The 17902-nt window shown below is 50.8% G+C and carries 16 protein-coding genes and 2 pseudogenes; 14 read left to right on the forward strand and 4 right to left on the reverse strand.

The annotated features are described in order from the left end of the window. Positions 1-709 (reverse strand): annotated as a pseudogene (locus DXH47_RS08630) (Xaa-Pro dipeptidyl-peptidase); the annotation flags it as partial. A gap of 99 nt (positions 710-808) precedes the next feature. After that, positions 809-2201, reverse strand: a pseudogene (locus DXH47_RS08635) (APC family permease). Positions 2202-2552: 351 nt separating this feature from the next. On the opposite strand from DXH47_RS08635, the gene DXH47_RS08640 reads away from it, so the two are divergent. The 9 genes from DXH47_RS08640 to DXH47_RS08680 all read left to right on the forward strand — a co-directional run bounded on the left by DXH47_RS08640 (position 2553) and on the right by DXH47_RS08680 (position 8892). After that, the gene (locus DXH47_RS08640; RefSeq protein ID WP_129032945.1) at positions 2553-2972 is read left to right on the forward strand and encodes a bis(5'-nucleosyl)-tetraphosphatase; all 420 of its coding nucleotides are present in this window, start codon (positions 2553-2555) and stop codon (positions 2970-2972) included. After that, positions 2969-3529: a guanylate kinase gene (locus DXH47_RS08645; RefSeq protein ID WP_129032946.1), complete on the forward strand. Its 561-nt coding sequence runs from the start codon at positions 2969-2971 to the stop codon at positions 3527-3529. The genes DXH47_RS08640 and DXH47_RS08645 overlap by 4 nt, the downstream gene beginning before the upstream one ends. Positions 3530-3612: 83 nt before the next feature. Beyond that, the gene (locus tag DXH47_RS08650; RefSeq protein WP_129032947.1) at positions 3613-4071 is read left to right on the forward strand and encodes a Fur family transcriptional regulator; all 459 of its coding nucleotides are present in this window, start codon (positions 3613-3615) and stop codon (positions 4069-4071) included. Between the two features lie 76 nt (positions 4072-4147). Then, positions 4148-4651 carry a hypothetical protein gene (locus DXH47_RS08655; RefSeq protein WP_129032948.1) on the forward strand — a complete coding sequence of 168 codons (504 nt, stop codon included), beginning with the start codon at positions 4148-4150 and terminating at the stop codon, positions 4649-4651. 68 nt (positions 4652-4719) lie between these two features. Further along, positions 4720-5691 carry a DUF6681 family protein gene (locus tag DXH47_RS08660; RefSeq protein WP_225423546.1) on the forward strand — a complete coding sequence of 324 codons (972 nt, stop codon included), beginning with the start codon at positions 4720-4722 and terminating at the stop codon, positions 5689-5691. Between the two features lie 303 nt (positions 5692-5994). Continuing rightward, a complete protein-coding gene (locus tag DXH47_RS08665) occupies positions 5995-6732 on the forward strand; it encodes an amino acid ABC transporter ATP-binding protein (RefSeq protein ID WP_129032949.1) in 738 nt (245 codons plus the stop codon). 18 nt (positions 6733-6750) lie between these two features. Then, positions 6751-7587: a transporter substrate-binding domain-containing protein gene (locus tag DXH47_RS08670; protein ID WP_129032950.1), complete on the forward strand. Its 837-nt coding sequence runs from the start codon at positions 6751-6753 to the stop codon at positions 7585-7587. Beyond that, the gene (locus tag DXH47_RS08675; protein ID WP_129032951.1) at positions 7584-8222 is read left to right on the forward strand and encodes an amino acid ABC transporter permease; all 639 of its coding nucleotides are present in this window, start codon (positions 7584-7586) and stop codon (positions 8220-8222) included. Before DXH47_RS08670 ends, DXH47_RS08675 begins: the two co-directional genes overlap by 4 nt. 13 nt (positions 8223-8235) lie before the next feature. Then, a complete protein-coding gene (locus DXH47_RS08680; protein WP_129032952.1) occupies positions 8236-8892 on the forward strand; it encodes an amino acid ABC transporter permease in 657 nt (218 codons plus the stop codon). A gap of 66 nt (positions 8893-8958) precedes the next feature. Here the strand turns inward: DXH47_RS08680 and hflX are convergent, their stop codons facing one another. Continuing rightward, positions 8959-10254, reverse strand: a complete 1296-nt coding sequence (gene hflX / locus DXH47_RS08685) for a GTPase HflX (protein WP_129032953.1) — start codon at positions 10252-10254, stop codon at positions 8959-8961. 400 nt (positions 10255-10654) lie between these two features. On the opposite strand from hflX, the gene DXH47_RS08690 reads away from it, so the two are divergent. From DXH47_RS08690 to DXH47_RS08710, 5 genes are all read left to right on the forward strand, one after another. Next, the gene (locus DXH47_RS08690) at positions 10655-12292 is read left to right on the forward strand and encodes a peptide ABC transporter substrate-binding protein (protein WP_129032954.1); all 1638 of its coding nucleotides are present in this window, start codon (positions 10655-10657) and stop codon (positions 12290-12292) included. A 728-nt stretch (positions 12293-13020) separates the two neighbouring features. After that, positions 13021-13950, forward strand: a complete 930-nt coding sequence (opp3b, locus tag DXH47_RS08695; protein WP_129032955.1) for an oligopeptide ABC transporter permease — start codon at positions 13021-13023, stop codon at positions 13948-13950. A gap of 11 nt (positions 13951-13961) precedes the next feature. Then, positions 13962-14990, forward strand: coding sequence for an ABC transporter permease (locus tag DXH47_RS08700; RefSeq protein WP_129032956.1), 1029 nt, complete (start codon positions 13962-13964; stop codon positions 14988-14990). Between the two features lie 13 nt (positions 14991-15003). Further along, positions 15004-16104, forward strand: coding sequence for an ABC transporter ATP-binding protein (locus DXH47_RS08705; RefSeq protein WP_129032957.1), 1101 nt, complete (start codon positions 15004-15006; stop codon positions 16102-16104). Next, positions 16104-17063: an ABC transporter ATP-binding protein gene (locus DXH47_RS08710; RefSeq protein ID WP_129032958.1), complete on the forward strand. Its 960-nt coding sequence runs from the start codon at positions 16104-16106 to the stop codon at positions 17061-17063. The genes DXH47_RS08705 and DXH47_RS08710 overlap by 1 nt, the downstream gene beginning before the upstream one ends. A 224-nt stretch (positions 17064-17287) precedes the next feature. Here the strand turns inward: DXH47_RS08710 and DXH47_RS08715 are convergent, their stop codons facing one another. After that, entirely contained in the window at positions 17288-17797 is a 510-nt protein-coding gene (locus DXH47_RS08715; RefSeq protein ID WP_129032959.1) for a DUF2798 domain-containing protein, read from the reverse strand. Positions 17798-17902 lie beyond the last annotated feature (105 nt).

Genomic DNA, 17902 nt, shown 5'->3' on the forward strand with positions numbered 1-17902 from the left:
GGTTATAGGGACTGGCGGTGTAGAGCACGGGGACCTTGAGACCGGTGTCGGTCGCACCTGGTCGAAGAATCTCGACCTTTAACAAGTCACGTTGCCCATCGTGGTCGGTGTCCTGTGAACTCTCCACGTAGACCACTTCGCGGCGCAAGTCATGAGTATCGAAGACCGCTTGGGCCTTACCGTTGAAGAGTAATGGCTTGGGGGTGGTCGGGTCATGATAGAACGGCACGAAGTACCCGTGGGTGGTCAGTTGGTCGAGGAAAGTCTGGCCAGTCTTGGTGTGGGTGGCCAGTAATAGATACCAGGCCTGTTTGAGTTCATCGAGAGTGAACTCGGTCGTTGCGTGAGGACTAACGGGAAGCTGAATCTTAGTCATCGCCGTCAGTGGATCGGCTAGGTCGAAGTCTTGGCCCGGCGCAAAGTTGAGTCGTTGAAGCGCTAGGTTGTAAAAGACTGTGACCGGCACGTTATCGTGGCTGGTCAGAAACGTTTGGGCGTTTTGGTCTGGCGTCGCTAACAAGTTAGTGAGCTGGACCGCAACGCTGGCATCGCTACTGAATTCGGGCCAACTTTTGACGTAAAAGGCACGTAAAAGTTGACTGGGCGTCGTGGCGGCTTCCGTGGTCGCGTCTAAGAAATGAATCCGTTGCAGTTCGACCAGCGCCTGTTGCGGTGTCGTGGGTCGGATGGCAAATTGATGATTACGCATAAAATCGCCTACCTTAGATTAAGAATGAGTGAAACAAAAAAGTGGTCAGTACGAGCGCTGCGTACAGCTGCGTCGCACGAACCACCCAGTGAAAAGCGGTTAACTTTGATCGTTTAACTGACTGTGACGCAACCCGTAGGTCAAGTAAATCACGAGACCTAGGGCGAACCAAATCGTGGACGCAATCCACGTTTCGGCGGGGAGTTGAAGCATCATATAGAAACAGAGTAAGCCCGAGATAATGGGTAAAACGGGGTAAAACGGAACCTTGAACCCAGTGTTGTGCGGCATCTCGGGGAGATGCCGTAGACGCATAATCCCAAACGAGACGAACAGGAAGGCCACCAACGTCCCGATATTGACCAAGTTGGTCAGTTGGTCGAGCGGTACAAAACCGCCTAAGAGGGCAATGACCACGGTCACCACAGCCAAACTGTGCTTAGGTGTCCCGGTCTGGTCGTCGATCTTCCCCAAGAACTTGGGCAACAGACCGTCGCGGCCAACAGAATAAATCAACCGTGACGAGCTGTAAATCATGGTGACCATCATCGTAAACATCCCGGCCAAAGCCCCCAGCGAGATGATGCCGGACGTCCAATCCTGATGGACTAACGTCAGCGCAAAGGCAACGGGGTCAGCGACGTTGAGCTTGGTGTAAGGCACCATGCGTTAAGACGATGGCCACTAACATGTAGAGTATCGTGGCGACGACCAAGGTGCCAATGATTCCAATCGGCATATTGCGCCGGGGATTCTTGACTTCAGCCGCCGATGAGGAAACCACGTCAAAGCCCAGGTAAGCAAAAAAGACGGTGGCCGCCCCACGGCGAATACCTGCCGAACCAAAGGGCGCGAAGGGTTGCCAATTCTCCGGCCGGACGTAAAAGGCGCCGACGACCACGAATAAAATAATAATGGCAATTTTCACGATGACGATGGCATTGTTGATGCGCATGGATTCGCGCATCCCCCGGTTGAGCAGCCAACTGATGAGAAAGACGACCAGGATGGCCACCAGGTTGCCGTAGGTCCCTTTCGCTGGGTCGAAGGGTCCGGCGACAGCGGTGGGGATGGTCAGGTGAAAGCCGGCGACGAATGATTTGAAGTAAGCCCCGAAGGCGTTGGCCACGGCGGCCACGGCTAAGACGTACTCAAGGATGAGCGCCCAGCCGAGCACCCAGCCGATGATTTCCCCGAAGACCAGGTTACCGTAGGAATAGGCGGAGCCGGCGACGGGTAAGACGGAGGCAAATTCGGCGTAGCACATGGCCGCCGTCGAACAGACGATGGCCGCCAGTAAGAAGGAGAGCACGATGCCCGGGCCACTATACTGGGCAGCAATGGTCCCGGGCAGAATAAAGATCCCGGTGCCAATGACCGCCCCGATGCCCAAGGACATCAGATCCTTGGCCGACATAGTTTTGGCAAAGTGTTGGTCGCTTTTGAGATAGTTGTCGAGTTTCTCGCGGCGAAAAAGACGTGAAATAGCCATAAGAGGCCCCCTTGAAATAGTTGATATCTTGGCTAAGTGTACCCTAGTCGGAAATTAAAAGTCAATGAGAGTCCGACTAATTAAGGAGGAAATTCGCTAATAATTTGACAGAACCAGGGGAAAATCTGGTGAACCGCTAGGCGAAGACCCGAGATTCCGATATAATGGGTGGTTGCAGTGAGTGGCGGGAACCTCTCCGCCATGACCAGGAAATTGACGGCAAATCATTAGCCCATTCAAGGCTTTTAGCTCTAAAATAGAACTTAGTGAACGTGTGCGTCCATAAGACGGGCGCGGGATTGCCAGTGGCTTTAGCAGCACGTGGCAATGTAATCAGGGAGGTAACGAAACGTGATAACTGAAAATGCAAGCGGCGCCGTGGTTTATCAATTGAAGGCGGGTCAGCCCCAATACCTGTTATTGAAGAGTGCGACCAGTGATTTTTGGGGCTTCCCCAAGGGCCACGTCGAAGGGACCGAAACGGACCTCGAAACTGCGCACCGCGAGATTCAGGAGGAAACCAGTTTAGACGTGACCATTGACCCAGAATTTCACACGGTCTTAGATTATGACATGCGTAACGGCCACCATAAGCACGTGGTGTTATACACCGCCAAGGTGCCTAACGACGTGACGATTCACCGCCAAGCCGTTGAAATCAGTGACTTCGGCTGGTTCCCGTACCAAGAAGCCCGGGCGACCCTGAGTTATGCTAACTTGCAGGGGGCTTTGGACCAGGCGCACGCGTATTTGACGGAGGGTGCCCAATGACCCCTAAAGTTCTCGTGATTACGGGTGCGACCGGCACGGGTAAGACCACGGTCCAACATTATTTGGCCCAAAACTACCCCGTGACCCGCATCGTGACCCATACGACGCGGCCCCCGCGCAAGGGAGAAGTGAATGGCCGCGACTACTACTTTGAGACTGAGGCGTCGTTTGCCCAGAAGCATTACTTGGAATCCGTGACCTATGCAGGCTACCATTATGGGTCATCGCGGGAAGGCATTGCGGCCGGGTTCAAACGCGCGCCGTTTCCAGCCATCGTGTTGGACACCAAGGGTGCCATCACCTACGCACAAACGCTGGGGGATCAGGTCGTTGTCTTATTTTTGACGGTCAGCGACACCACCCAGCTGCAGACGCGCCTGACCCACCGCGGTGATAATGGTGCTATGGTGAAAAAACGCCTGGCCAGCCCAGAATACCATCGGGATCTGACCATGCCGTTAGCCTTACGGGGACGGGCAATTGAACTCAATAATGACCATTGGCAACAGACGCAATTGAAACTAGACGATTTAATGGCGCAATTGACCGCTGATTAGGCTTCGTAGCGGTCAGTTGCGTTTCTTAAGAAGTATGCTAAACTAACAGAGAATTCGGAGGACTGACAAGGAGGCCGCTTACCATGACAGAATCATTGACCGCCGCTGTGGCGATTTTAAAAAAGAACAAGCTAAAGTTGACCAAGCAACGGCACGCGTTATTGGCGTATCTCTTGACGAATCAGGGGCACTACACGGATGTGGTTGCCGTTGACGCGTACATGCGGACCGAATTTCCCGGGATGAGCCATAACACGGTGTACCGGAACCTCAAGGAATTCGAAGAAGTCGGCATCGTAGAACAAAACACGGAACAAGAGCGCACCCGGGTCAAGTACCAGTGTGATTTTCACCACCAGCATCACCACCACTTTATTTGTCAAAACTGTGGCAAAGTGACCGAGCTTGAAATGTGCCCAATGGACTTTTTCACGGCGCAACTCCCGGGCTGCTCGGTGACGGGACACAGTTTTGAGCTGTATGGCTTGTGTGCTGACTGCCAGGCGACTGGCGCTCCCGCAACGACTTTAGTTAAAAATTAAGATAATTTTGATAAAATCTTTGGCGAGTCGTGTCATAATGACAACAGTTGACTTAGGAAACAAGGAGGAATGAAGCATGGCGTACCGAACACCACCTTTTATCACGCCATTTGCAATTCTATCGATGGCATTGGCACTGGGGGCGACCAACGTGGTCACCAACACGGTGACGCATACCCACGAAGGATCAAGCAAAGTCTCATCGACAATCTCGTCTTCGGGGCGGGTCTCGGATAGTTCCGATAAGAAGAAAGCTAGCGATGATAGCGATAAGAAGGATAAGGATTCCGATTCTTCTGATAGTAGCAGTAAGGACCAAGAGTCGTCGTCGAAAGATAGTTCTTCGACGGATACGCAAAGTTCCTCGGCGGATGACACCTCGGAATCCAGTAGTGATGATAGTAGTACAACGGGAACGACCGGTACCACGAGCAATTCGACATCGAAGTACTCAAGCTCGTCGACCACCGGTACGACCGATGACGACACCACCAGTAGTAGTGACACTACGGATGACACCACGTCGAGTTCTACTGGGGCGACGACTACGAGTGGCACCACGGGTACGACCAGCCAATAAGGGACCACGACTGATGACGGGACGACCACGACTTATAGTGGTCAATAAACCGGAAAGGGGGACCGAAGATGCTAAGCTTTCTTGATATGGTGAACCATTATTTAGGGTACATTAACATCAGTTTAAAAATCAAAAATCGAATTTACACGGTTTTGGGTTTGCTAGGTGATTTTTACCTGTTTTACATTGCCGTGCGTTATATGAAGAACAGTCACCCATTTTGGGGACTATTGATTCTAGCCGTGGCGTTGATTTTACTATACTTCGCCTTCTTAAACGGGGTCTACTACTTCACGACGAAGAAGGCGCCCTTCGATATTTCACCGAAGATTGAGAAATTGTTGCACATGAAGCCTAAAGAAGCCGAGGCTGAAGATAAACCGAAACAAAATGCTTACGGTCGCAATATCCCGGCCAACGGGTACTTCGACGAAAAGAAAATTTTGCCCGGGAAATTGACGGCTACGCCGGTGCAACAACAAAACGTGCAGAATCTGGCAACTCAGCTTCAACAAAATCGCTTACTCCACTTGGATTATTCCGGGTTGGGCGATCGCGAGATTATGGAACAGGTCCAAAAGGACGGTAAGCCGGTCTATGCTTCCGGTCCCGGCGTTTTGATCCCGTACTTTGAGATGCAACCGCAGGGCGACCAATTGGTAGTTTATGCCGGCTTGAACCAAGCTGATAAGCAACCGGTCGGTACTGTGAAAACAGTCGGTCTTCAAGATGTGCAGGAAGTCCGGGCCAAGTTCGACTTGTACTTGGCTAGCGCTACTCTGGTCGGGGGGCCGTTCAAGGTCATCGGCCGGACTACGCTGATTGAGCAAGTCAATGACTACGCGGTGGCAGTCCAAGTAGCGTATAAACGTCATGGCGCAGCTAAGCCCGCGGCAGCGGCTGACCCAGTCAGTGAGCCGGCGACGGCGACCGCAACGCGGCGTCAACGCTATGACCGGTCGTCGGCTTCGGCCGCGGCACCAGCCGGGGATGGCGATGAGCCGGAACCACAAACGCGGCGGGCTCGTTATCGGCGGTAAAACTATCGCAAAATAATTTAAGGCACAATGAAATGAGCTCGGACGATTAAGTTCGAGCTTTTTTTTATTTGGTGATTAACGCCCCAAACATGTTGGTAAATAACAGTTTTTAGGGGGTGACCACCATTTAAAACGTTGTTCGAACGGGGTAATGTTTTTGACCGGCCATTTTTTTTGGTTTAAACTCTAAATTAGACCCGATAAATTTAACGATTTAGGGATCGTCAGGTGCCACAATAACTTTAACGGCTGGTCGCCGCCGATTGGGCGGGGCCAGTTGCTAACCTAGTGGAGGGAAAAAATATGTCAATGATCGAATTTCACAACGTTGAAAAGTACTATGGCGACTTTCACGCGTTGCACAATATTAACTTAACCATCGAAGCGGGAGAGACGGTCGTCTTGATTGGGCCTTCCGGTTCAGGGAAGTCGACTTTGATCCGGTCAATCAACGGCTTGGAGCAGATTCGTGAAGGTCAATTAATCGTTAATGGCCAAGATCTCGCCGACCCGAAAACTGACATTAACCGGATTCGAAAGAACGTCGGTATGGTGTTCCAACACTTTAACCTGTATGCCAACAAGTCAGTGCTGGAAAACATCATGTTGGCACCCCGGATTGTGTTACACCGTAAGGAAGATGAGAATAAAAAGATTGCCATGGAGATGTTGGACCGAGTCGGGTTAGCCGACCAGGCGACCAAGATGCCGGCCCAACTTTCTGGGGGCCAAAAGCAGCGGATTGCCATTGCTCGGTCACTGGCGATGCGGCCCAAGTGTTTACTCTTTGATGAACCGACCAGTGCGTTGGACCCCGAAATGGTCGACGATGTTTTGAATATTATGAAAACGATTGCCCGTGACTCCAGTATGACGTCGCTGGTCGTGACCCACGAAATGGGGTTCGCTCGCGAAGTAGCTAACCGGGTCATCTTCATGGCTGACGGACGGATTGTTGAGGACGACTCCAAGGATAAGTTCTTCAACGGTGAGCCCACGAACGAACGGGCCCGTCAATTCCTGAGCAAGATCTTACATTAAGCGAGGAGGGCAATGGCTATGAAAAAATTAATACGGCGCCTCGGCCTCCTACTAGCGCTGGTTACCCTAACGGTTGTGGTCAGTTCCTGTGGGTCGCAATCGCTGGCTTCCCGGAACGTGTTAAAAGTTGATCAACAATCTAAGACCATCACTTGGGGAGTCAAGGCAGATACTCGATTGTTCGGGTTACTGGATACCAAGGACGGTAAGATCAAAGGCTTCGAGGTCGACTTAGCCCGTGCGTTGACCAAGCAGATGCTGGGGTCAAAGGGCAAGGCTAAGTTTATCCAGGTGACCAGTTCGACGCGGATGCCAATGCTGAAGAACGGGAACATCGACGCAATTATTGCCACCATGACCAATACGCCAGAACGGCGGAAGCAAGTGTCCTTCTCGAAGACCTACTTCTATGCCGGGCAATCCTTACTGGTCAAGAAGGGCAGCTCCATTAAAAACGTCAAGGACTTGAACCAACAAAAAGGGACGGTCCTGGGTGTGGTGGGGTCCGATTCGGTCCAAAATGTTGCCAAGGTCGCGCCTAACGCCAAGGTTTTACAATTGACCGATTACGCGCAAGCCATGACGGCCTTGAAGTCGGTCCAAGGGCAAGCCTTGACCACTGATAACGGGATTTTGTACGGGATGTCCGTGCAAAACCCTGACTACGTGGTCACGGGTGGAACCTTCGTGGCTGAGCCTTACGGTATCGCCGTGGACAAGGCGCAGACCCCGTTCTTAAAGAAGCTCAACCAAGCGCTTACTGAATTACGGGCCAACGGTCAGTACCGAAAGATTCTGCACAAGTGGTTCCATAACGTTAAGGGCTTTGATTACGAGGAGGCGGCAAAAGAATGATTCATATCTTTCAAGACTACGGCGGGACGCTACTCTACGGGCTCGGTCAGACGTTGCTGTGCAGTATCATCGCGTTGATTTGTAGCTTAATCATCGGAACGTTCTTCGCCTTACTCGAAGAATCGCCGAATAAGTTTGCCCGCGGGATTGCCCGCATCTACATCGAAATTTTCCGGAACATTCCGTTACTGGTCATCACCATGTTCTTCTACGTGGTGATTCCCCTTTACGTCATGAAGATGAACGGGTTCACCGCCGGGACGATTGGTTTGACCCTGTACACGTCAGCCTTTATTGCTGAAACGGTGCGGTCGGGGATTCGTTCCGTGGATCCTGGCCAAATGGAAGGGGCCCGGTCCAACGGGTTGACCTTCTGGCAAGCGATGCGTTACATCGTGTTGCCCCAGGCCTTTCGCTACGTGATTCCACCGCTGGGGAACCAGTTCGTGAACCTGGTCAAGAATTCGTCGACCTTGGCCTTCGTCGGGGGCTTCGATTTGATGTACCAAGGAAACGCGATTGCCTCCAGCTCGTTGGAAACGATGGCGGCCTACTCCGCGGTCGGGGTCTTATACCTGATCGTGACGATGCCCATCAGTTACTACATGCGCTACTTAGAAAAGCGGTTAGCTTAGGGAGGGACTTAAAATGCTAAATAATTTTATTGCAGCGTACTCCCCGGATAACCTGCGCTACCTGTTTGGTGGGTTGGGTATTACGCTCTTGGTCTCGGTGGCTTCGATCATTGGTAGCTTTATTATTGGGGCCATCTTAGGCATCGTTCGGTACGTCAAATTTAAGTATTTTTCCGCCGTCGTCGGCTTTATTATCGACGTGATTCGGAACCTACCGCTGATTTTGATCCTGTTTTTTATCTACTTTGGCTTACCCAATATTGGGGTCAAACCCGAAGTGATTCCCGCGGCGATTTTTGCCATGACGATTTTTGAATCGGCGATGCTCGCGGAAATCGTGCGGTCGGGAATCCAAGCCGTGGATCCCGGTCAAATGGAAGGTGCCCGAGCTAACGGGTTGACCTATTGGCAAGGGTTGTGGCACATTGTGTTGCCCCAGGCATTGGTCAAGATGATTCCGGCCATCGTTAGTCAATTTATTTCCCTGGTTAAGGATACGTCGTTAGCGACGATTATTCTGTTGCCAGAAATGCTGTATCGTTCGCAAATCATTTACGGGCAAAATACCAACTACATCATTCCGATGTTCGTGGCGATTGCGGTGTTGTACTTCATCGTGTGCTATGCGCTGTCCGTGTTAGCCCACTACCTAGAAAAGCGGCAAGCTTAAATTAAATATGGACTCAAAAAGCCGCGCAGATTAACGTCTGCGCGGCTTTTTTGTGTGAAGTAAAACTTAAGATGGGTTGGAAGTGGGTTCCGTCACCACGTACTGCTTGAACCGATTGAAGTCGGCTTGGGGGAGTTCCACGCGGAGCTGGGTTCCCGCAGCTTGGTAATCCGTTTTAAGGACGTTGGCGTGGTCGTTTAGATAAGCCACCACGTCGCCATCCGCAAATGGAATTAAAAAGTTGGCCGTTACGTAGTTGTGAAAGACCTTTTCCTTTAACGTCTGGACCAAGAGGTCGATTGACGCGTCATCGTTAGCGGAAAGAATCAGTTGATCACCGGCCCGGGTGGGGTACGGCGTTTCCGTAAGGTCAGCCTTGTTGAAGACCGTGACCATCGGCACATCGGTGACCCCGATTTCGCGCAGCGTTTGTTCCGTGGTTGCCATCATGGCGTCGCGGTTGGCATCTGCGTAGTCCACGACCTGAACCAACAAATCAGCGTTGGCGGCTTCGGCTAACGTCGAGCGGAAGGCTTTGACCAGCTGGGTCGGTAACTGACTGACGAACCCAACGGTGTCACTAAGCAACAGCTTCTTTTGGTCGGGGAAGACCAATTGCCGCACGCTGGTGTCCAGGGTGGCAAAGAGCATGTTTTTAACGAAGACCTGCTTGTCTTCGTTTTTACCGAAGCGTTGGACCAATGCATTCATCAAGGTTGATTTACCGGCGTTGGTGTACCCTACTAGTGCGATTGAAGGCAACTGGTTGCGATCACGTTGGGCCCGTTGCGTTTCGGCGGCCTGGTTGATTTCTTTGAGCTCACGGTTGACGTGGGTGATGGACCGTTGGATCGTCCGCCGACTCATTTCGGTTTGCGATTCCCCGGCCCCCCGGTTAGTGAAACCGCCACCGCCGCCACTTCCAGTCTGTTGGTCTAGGCGTTGTGAGGCGCTAGTGTGCAAGCGGGGAAGTTGGTATTGCAGGGTCGCTAATTGAACTTGGAGTTTATCTTCCCGGGATTGGGCCCGGTTGGCGAAGATTTCCAAGATCAAGCCGGTACGGTCGATAATTCGCGTGTTAGTACCAGCCTCCAAGTTTCGAATCTGACTGGGGGTCAATTCATCGTTGACTACGATGGTGTCAACCCCGTCGTCCGCGGCGATGGTCGCCAGTTCTTCCACTTTTCCGGTCCCAGAGTAGGTGCCGGGGTTGGGCCTGGTCAAGGATTGCTGTACTTGTTCGACCACGGTCATGTGGTTGGCCTCGACCAGAGCCGTTAATTCGGTCATCGCGTAGTCAAACGTGGCTTGACCAGAATTGAGGCCTACGGTGATGACTGGTGTTGCGGGTGTTTCGTCCATATTGTCACACTCCTTGAATTATACTCATGGGGTCAGTATACCATGACCGGAACCTTTGGGGTCAATTGCCGGTTAGGATACCTTACCAAAGCGGTCTGGACGGGCTCACGACCTGGTGATTAGCGGGCCTACAATGAAGATAAAATGAGTATTTGCCATGAAACTGCTCATTTAAGATTAGAAATTATGCAGATTTAGTATGGGTAAAAAGCGGGAGTGACGGAAAATAAAAATAGTTATAAATTTTAAAGCTTGATACGATCACATTTATAACTTTTTACTAAAAATAAATTAGACATTCCTATTGATTTTAATCATTTTCTAATATACACTAGGGCTAATCAAATTTGAGGCTGTTCGTCATGAGCCATGATTAAAGATTAAGAGGGGTTGAATTTAAGTGAAGAAAATCAATTCAGTCGTTAAATTAGGGACGGTGGCTGCGTTCGCGGCAGTCTTTCTCGCCGCGTGTGGGTCATCGTCAAGTAGCAGTAGTTCCAGTGCAGCGAAGACTCAGACCTTGAACTGGATGGAAAGTTCGGCGTTGCCGTCCATGGATATTTCCACGACGACCGACGTGGTTTCGGGGGAGACCTTGAACAACACCAACGAAGGGTTACTCCGTATGGGCAAGAACAGTAAAGTGCACCCCGGCGTGGCTAAGAGCTATACCAAGTCCAAGGACGGGAAAACGTACACGTTCAACTTGCGGAAGTCTCAATGGAGTAACGGCGATCCCGTGACCGCTCAAGACTTCGTTTATTCCTGGCAACGGACGGTCAACCCGAAGACCGCTTCGCAATACGCTTACCTGTTTGCTCAGGTGAAGAATGCCAATGCCATCATGAAGAGCAAGAAGCCAGTCTCTAGTTTAGGGATTAAAGCGGACGGCAAGTACAAGGTCGTGGTCACTTTGACTAAGGCCACGAACTACTTCCCGGACTTGGTCGCCAACCCGACTTTCTACCCGCAAAACAAGAAGGTCGTCCAAAAGTACGGCAAGAAGTATGCCTCTAACGCCAAGTCCAACGTTTATAACGGACCGTTCAAGTTGACTTACTGGACCGGGACTTCTGACAACTGGTCATTAACGAAGAACAACAAATATTGGAACGCCAAGAACGTGAAGTTAAAGAAAATCAACTTCAAGACGGTCAAGGATCCGCAAACGGCCGTTAGTCAATATCAAAGTGGCAAGTTGAGCGCCACCTACTTGAGTGGGCAACAACCAAAGAACTACAAGAACAACAAGCAGTACGTGGTTCGAAAAGGGGCCTCGACCTTCTACATTGAATTGAACGAAAAGAAGGACGCCATCTTTAAGAACGTCAACGCCCGGAAGGCCTTGTCATTGGCCATCAACCGGAACCAATTCGTCAACAAGGTCTTGCAAGACGGTTCGACGGTCCCAAGTGGGTACGTGGCTAGCGACTTAGCCTCTTATAAAGGCCAGGACTTCGCCGATGCCTCTAAGACAAGCGAAGGTACGGCTTACAACTTAGCCAAGGCCAAGAAACTTTGGAAGAAAGCTTTGCAGGAAACCGGAAAGAGCAGTGCTTCTATCACGTTGATGGCTGACGATACCGCTGCTGGTAAGAACGCGTTGGAATACGTGCAAAGTCAGTGGTCGAAGTTACCAAACATCAAGGTCACGAACCAAAGCTTACCATTTAAGACACGGTTGAGTCGGTCGGAAAACGGAGAATTCGATGCTGTCGTTTCTGGCTGGGGGGCCGACTTTGCTGACCCAATCTCCTTCTTGTCGCTGTTCACGTCGGACAACTCGTACAACAACGGGAAGTGGAAGTCGACTTCTTATGATAAGGATATCGATCGGGCCAACAACGCGGATGCCAACAACGAAAGTGCTCGGTGGAACGATATGGTCAGTGCCGAAAAGACATTGATGAACGATCAAGGGATTATCCCGATTTATCAACAGGCTAAACCGCAGCTGGTCAAGTCGAACGTCAAGGGTGTTATTTACTTCCCAACTGGCGCTAACTGGGACTTCAGTAAGGCTTACATCGCAAAGTAGGCGATTAAAAACAGGCTCATCGCTCGCTTGTCGGGCGGGGAGCTTGTTTTGACCTCTCTGGCAAGCAACTGACTGGTGAAATGTGAAGCACACCGATATTTTTTAATTTATAATGCTGGTTTAGCGGTGTTTTCATTCGGAATGTTGTATAAAATTAAATGTAAGTGTTGATTTTAATGGATTTCTAATATACAATTGAAACCATTAAATTTAAGGCCATTGCGAAGCGGAGATGACCGGAATCGAGGTGCTGGCGGGAATTTTGGGGTTTCTTATGAACCTGTCAACTGGTGCGGAAAGTGTGGTGCCGATTGACAAGAGTGAGAAGACCAAAACCCATAAGCAAGAATCTAACTATTAGAACATGAAGAATGGTAAACTGAAGAAGATTCATTTCAAAATGATGGGGACCCGCCAACCGCTTAAAGCAGACCTTGGCGAATCGGGTTACGGTCCCGTTGGAATTGAGGGCGGTTCGCGCGATTAAGCAGAGCTGACCGCAACCAATAAGTCCGTGGAGTTGCCGATGTCGTCCCGTCGTCATCGCCCGTCAGAATCGTTTGAGGAGTTGCTTATAAGCGTTATCGGGGAGTAAGGATCAACCAGCCATTGGTCCTTACTCTTCGATGTTATAGCAATCATTTATCACCTTATTGTTTTGGAAGAATCTTGGTTAAGTTGTGTCACTTAATGGTAACGAATAAGTCTACTGATTGAGAGGTAAACAAATGGCAAAATACCTAGCAAAACGGATCTTTTATTTGGTCCTGACCTTATTCATCGTGATTACCGTCACGTTTTTCCTGATGAAATTGCTACCCGGAACGCCATTGACTAACCAAGCGAAGCTCTCGAAAAGCCAGATTGCGTTGATTTATCAGCAATACGGTTTGGACAAGCCCGTTTGGCAGCAATATCTGCTGTACTTAGCTGGTGCGGTCAGAGGAGATTTCGGGACGTCATTTCAATTCAGTGATCAACCGGTCTCCTACCTGATTTCCAGCCGAATCGGGCCTTCCTTGCAGATTGGGCTGCAAGCGATGATTATTGGGGTCCTGTTGGGAATTATTATCGGGGCGTTTGGCGCGATGAAACAAAACACTTGGATTGATACGTCAGCCACGGTGGTCTCCATCTTGGGGATTTCGATTCCATCTTTCGTTTTGGCCGTGTTACTGCAATACTACTTAGGGTTAAAGGCCGGCTGGTTCCCGATTGCCGAATGGGGCGGCTTCATCTATACCGTGTTGCCGACCTTGGCGTTAGGGGCGACCCCGCTGGCCGAATCGGCCCGGTTCGTCCGTACGGAAATGGTCGACGTGTTGAGTTCGGATTATATCGAGCTGGCGAAAGCCAAGGGACTCAGCAAGGCGGGGGTCATTTACCACCATGCGTTGCGAAACAGTTTGATTCCCCTGATTACTATCGTTGGCCCCTTAGCCGTGAACATCATGACCGGGTCGATGGTGGTTGAAAACATCTTCTCGATTCCTGGGATTGGGGAACAATTTGTAAAGTCCGTGCTGACCAACGACTACCCAACGATCATGGGGCTGACCATCGTCTACTCCTTCATGTTGTGTGTGGTCCTGTTGATCACCGATATCCTTTACGGAATCGTTGACCCACGGATTCGGATTACAGGAAAGGCTAACTAGGAGGTAAATAAATGGCAGATACAGTAAAACTCCCAGAAGATAGCTTTAAGCCAATGACGCCAGAGGACCGGGGGTCACTCGACAGTGAAAAAATTGCGGCCCCGTCGCTAACTTTCCGGCAAGATGCCTGGCGGCGACTGAAGAATAACAAGGGGGCATGGGTGTCCCTCATTGTCTTAGCGATTATCTTCATCATGGCGTTCGGGTCATTGTTCGTTTCGCCGCATAACCCCAACGCCGTCCACCCATCATACGCTAACTTACCCTCGAAGATTCCGGGGATTGGCGTGAACGGGTTCAACGGGACATTGGTCCAAGCGGGTCAACGTATCGACGCCTACAAACAAGCAGGCATTGGCACGGGCACGTACTACATCATGGGGACCGACTATTTAGGCCGGGATTTGTTCTCCCGGGTCCTTTACGGGACGCGAATCTCCCTGATTATTGCGTTAGTGGCCACGCTGTTTGACTTGACCATTGGTGTCACTTACGGGATGATATCCGGCTGGAAAGGTGGTCGGGTCGACACGATAATGCAACGTATCATCGAGATTATCCTGTCGATCCCCAACTTGGTCATCATCGTCTTACTGATTTTGATTCTGAAACCGGGGATGACCTCGATCATTATCGCCATCGCATTGACCTCGTGGGTGAACATGGCCCGGCTGGTCCGAGCCCAGACCATGGAGCTAAAAGAACAAGAATTTATTTTAGCGGCCAGGACACTGGGCGAAAGTTCAATGAAGATATCCTTTAAACACTTGCTACCGAACCTATCGAGTGTGATTATCATCAACACCATGTTCACCATCCCGAACGCCATCTTCTTCGAAGCAACCCTGTCCTATATCGGGATTGGGATTTCTTCCCCACAAGCGTCACTAGGGACGTTGTTGAACGATGGGCAGAAGAACTTTCAGTTCTTGCCGTATCAGATGTGGTGGCCCGCATTGGTTCTTTCCATTGTCATGTTAGCCTTTAACCTCTTAGGTGATGGGCTACGGGACGCCTTCGATCCACGAACGAAAGAGTAGGTGAACGTCAGTTATGGATAACGAAAAAGATATTTTGGAAGTTCGCAATCTAGAAGTTAACTTTAAAACCTACGCGGGGGACGTCAAGGCGATTCGCAACGTCAGTTTCGACCTGCGAAAAGGTGAGACGTTAGCGATTGTGGGTGAATCTGGTTCTGGGAAGTCGGTGACGACTCGGACCATCATGGGCTTGAATGCCCGCAACGCCGACATCGTGAACGGCTCCATCATGTATAAGAATGAAGACCTCTTAAAGAAGTCAGATAAGGACATGGAGGGCATCCGGGGCCAAGATATCGCGGAAATTTTCCAAGACCCGATGACGTCCTTAGACCCGACCATGCGCATTGGCCGCCAGATTGCCGAACCATTAATGATTCACAAGGGAATGAAGAAGGAAAAGGCGCTGGCTCAGGCGTTGGAAATGATGAAGCTGGTTGGAATCACCGACGCGGAGAACCGAATCAACGACTATCCGCATCAATTTTCTGGTGGGATGCGGCAACGGATCGTGATTGCGATTGCGTTGGTCAACTACCCCGAAATCTTGATTGCCGATGAACCCACGACGGCGCTCGACGTGACGATTCAGGCCCAGATTTTACACTTGATGAAGGAATTGCAGGATAAAATCTCGACCTCGATTATTTTCATCACGCATGATTTGGGCGTTGTGGCCGGCATGGCTGACCGGGTCGCCGTAATGTACGCCGGTCAAATCGTCGAGTACGGGACCGTGGATGAGATTTTCTACAATCCTAAGCATCCGTATACCTGGGGCTTACTGAGTTCGATGCCGACGCTGGACACGAAGTCTGATGTCTTACCGTCGATCCCCGGGACGCCGCCAGATTTATTGGATCCGCCAGCAGGGGATGCTTTTGCGGCGCGGAACGAATATGCATTGAAGATTGATTCGCAGCGGCAACCACCATTCTTTAAAGTCTCCGATACGCACTATGCCGCAACCTGGTTATTGCACCCGGATGCGCCCAAAGTGACGCCCCCAGCACAAATCGTGGCGCGCCAAAAGAAGTTTGCGCAAATGCAACAGGAGCTGTTCAAGCAACAGCAACAAAGTCATCGCGTTGAAGAAGAGGAGGAACAGCAATAATGGATTACGAAAATGCCAAAAAAATCCTCGAGGTCAAGCACCTCAAACAATACTTTAACGTAGGGAAGGCCGACGAGGTCCGGGCGGTCGATGACATTTCCTTTGATATTTATGAAGGCGAAACCTTTGGCCTCGTTGGGGAATCCGGTTCCGGGAAAACCACGGCTGGACGAGCCATCCTCCACCTGTATGAACCAACGGCGGGCGAAATCTTGTTTGACGGGAAGAACGTCGATAATTTCACCAGTATGGAAGACAAGGCCGAGTTTCACCGGAAGATGCAAATGATTTTCCAAGACCCGTACGCGTCGTTGAATCCACGGATGAAGGTCAAAGATATTGTGGCCGAGGGCATTGACATCAACCATTTGGCAAAAGACGATGCTGACCGGACCAACCAGGTCGAGACCTTGCTCGAAACCGTGGGGTTGAACAAGGACCACTCGAGTCGTTACCCCCACGAATTCTCTGGTGGGCAACGGCAACGGATCGGGATTGCTCGGGCGTTAGCTGTTCACCCCAAGTTCGTGATTGCTGATGAACCGATTTCGGCGTTGGACGTGTCGATTCAAGCCCAAGTCGTCAACCTGATGAAGAAACTCCAACGTGAGCAGAACTTGACGTACCTGTTCATCGCCCATGACTTGTCGATGGTCAAGTACATTTCGGACCGTATCGGCGTATTGCATTACGGCCGGATGTTGGAGATCGCGGATGCTGATGAGATTTACGCGCACCCCCTCCACGATTACACCAAGAGTCTGTTGTCGGCCGTGCCGGTGCCGGATCCTGAATTTGAACGGACGCGTCAAGAAATCAAGTACGATGCGAGCCGGGAGAACGATGGCAAAGAACGGCATTTAGTCGAGATTGCGCCGCACCATTATGTGCGAGCGGCTCCTGATGAAATCGACATGTACAAGCAACGGGCGCACGCCGCGTCATTACTCAAAGAATAGGTCTCCTGTGAGGGACGGTAACGGATTCTAACCGCGTTGGCGGTGGGGTCCGTTTTATTTTGTCACGGTAAGCTAAAAAGGCCCGCTAACTTTGGCACTGATAGTCAAAGTTAGCGGGCCTTGAAAGGTTTAATTAAAGGGTCAGCCTGGAGTTGTGGGTGATCTCCAGACCGTAAAAAAACGTCGCCCTACAAGTGGAGTAGCGGCGACGTGAAATTGAGTGATTAGTCTTCGACGGGTTCAGCTGAAGCTTCGGTAGCGGTCTTGGCCGCGGTCCGCTTCTGAACGGCTCCTAAAATAGCCCGGGCAATCGGCCCGACAATCAGGAGCTGCAGTGGTAACGCCATGAAGAGGTTAAAGATCCAGGTGTGCAAGTAAGTTAGGAAGAAGTTGCCCCCGAAGTTTTGGGTGACGACCATCCTGAACAAGGACATCAAGGTGACCATCCCGGCGACCATCAAGCAGGAGATCGTCAGGGCAATCCGAATCTGTTTACGTTTCATGTAATCATTAATAATGAAATGGAAAAAGAGGTATTTGACGCCGGGACCAATGATTCCCAAATCACAGATGGCCGCCACGATGAGGGCCAAAGGATATCCCACGAGGACCTCACGAATGTAGTGGTGACCAAAGCCATCGGTCAAGGCGATGTTGTAGCCCGCCATGACCAAGACCATCAGGCCGGCCATCACAGCGGTGAATAAAAGTTCTTCTTTAAAATTTTTAGGCATTAAGTTACTCCTTAGTTGAAATTCCCACGAGCAACTAGCGTATCATAGTCGGCGACCTTTTGTAAGCTATTTTATTCATGAAAACGCGACCAGTTTTAATGTCTA

It is taken from the genome of Levilactobacillus suantsaii (assembly GCF_004115745.1).
Taxonomy (GTDB): Bacteria; Bacillota; Bacilli; order Lactobacillales; family Lactobacillaceae; genus Levilactobacillus; species Levilactobacillus suantsaii.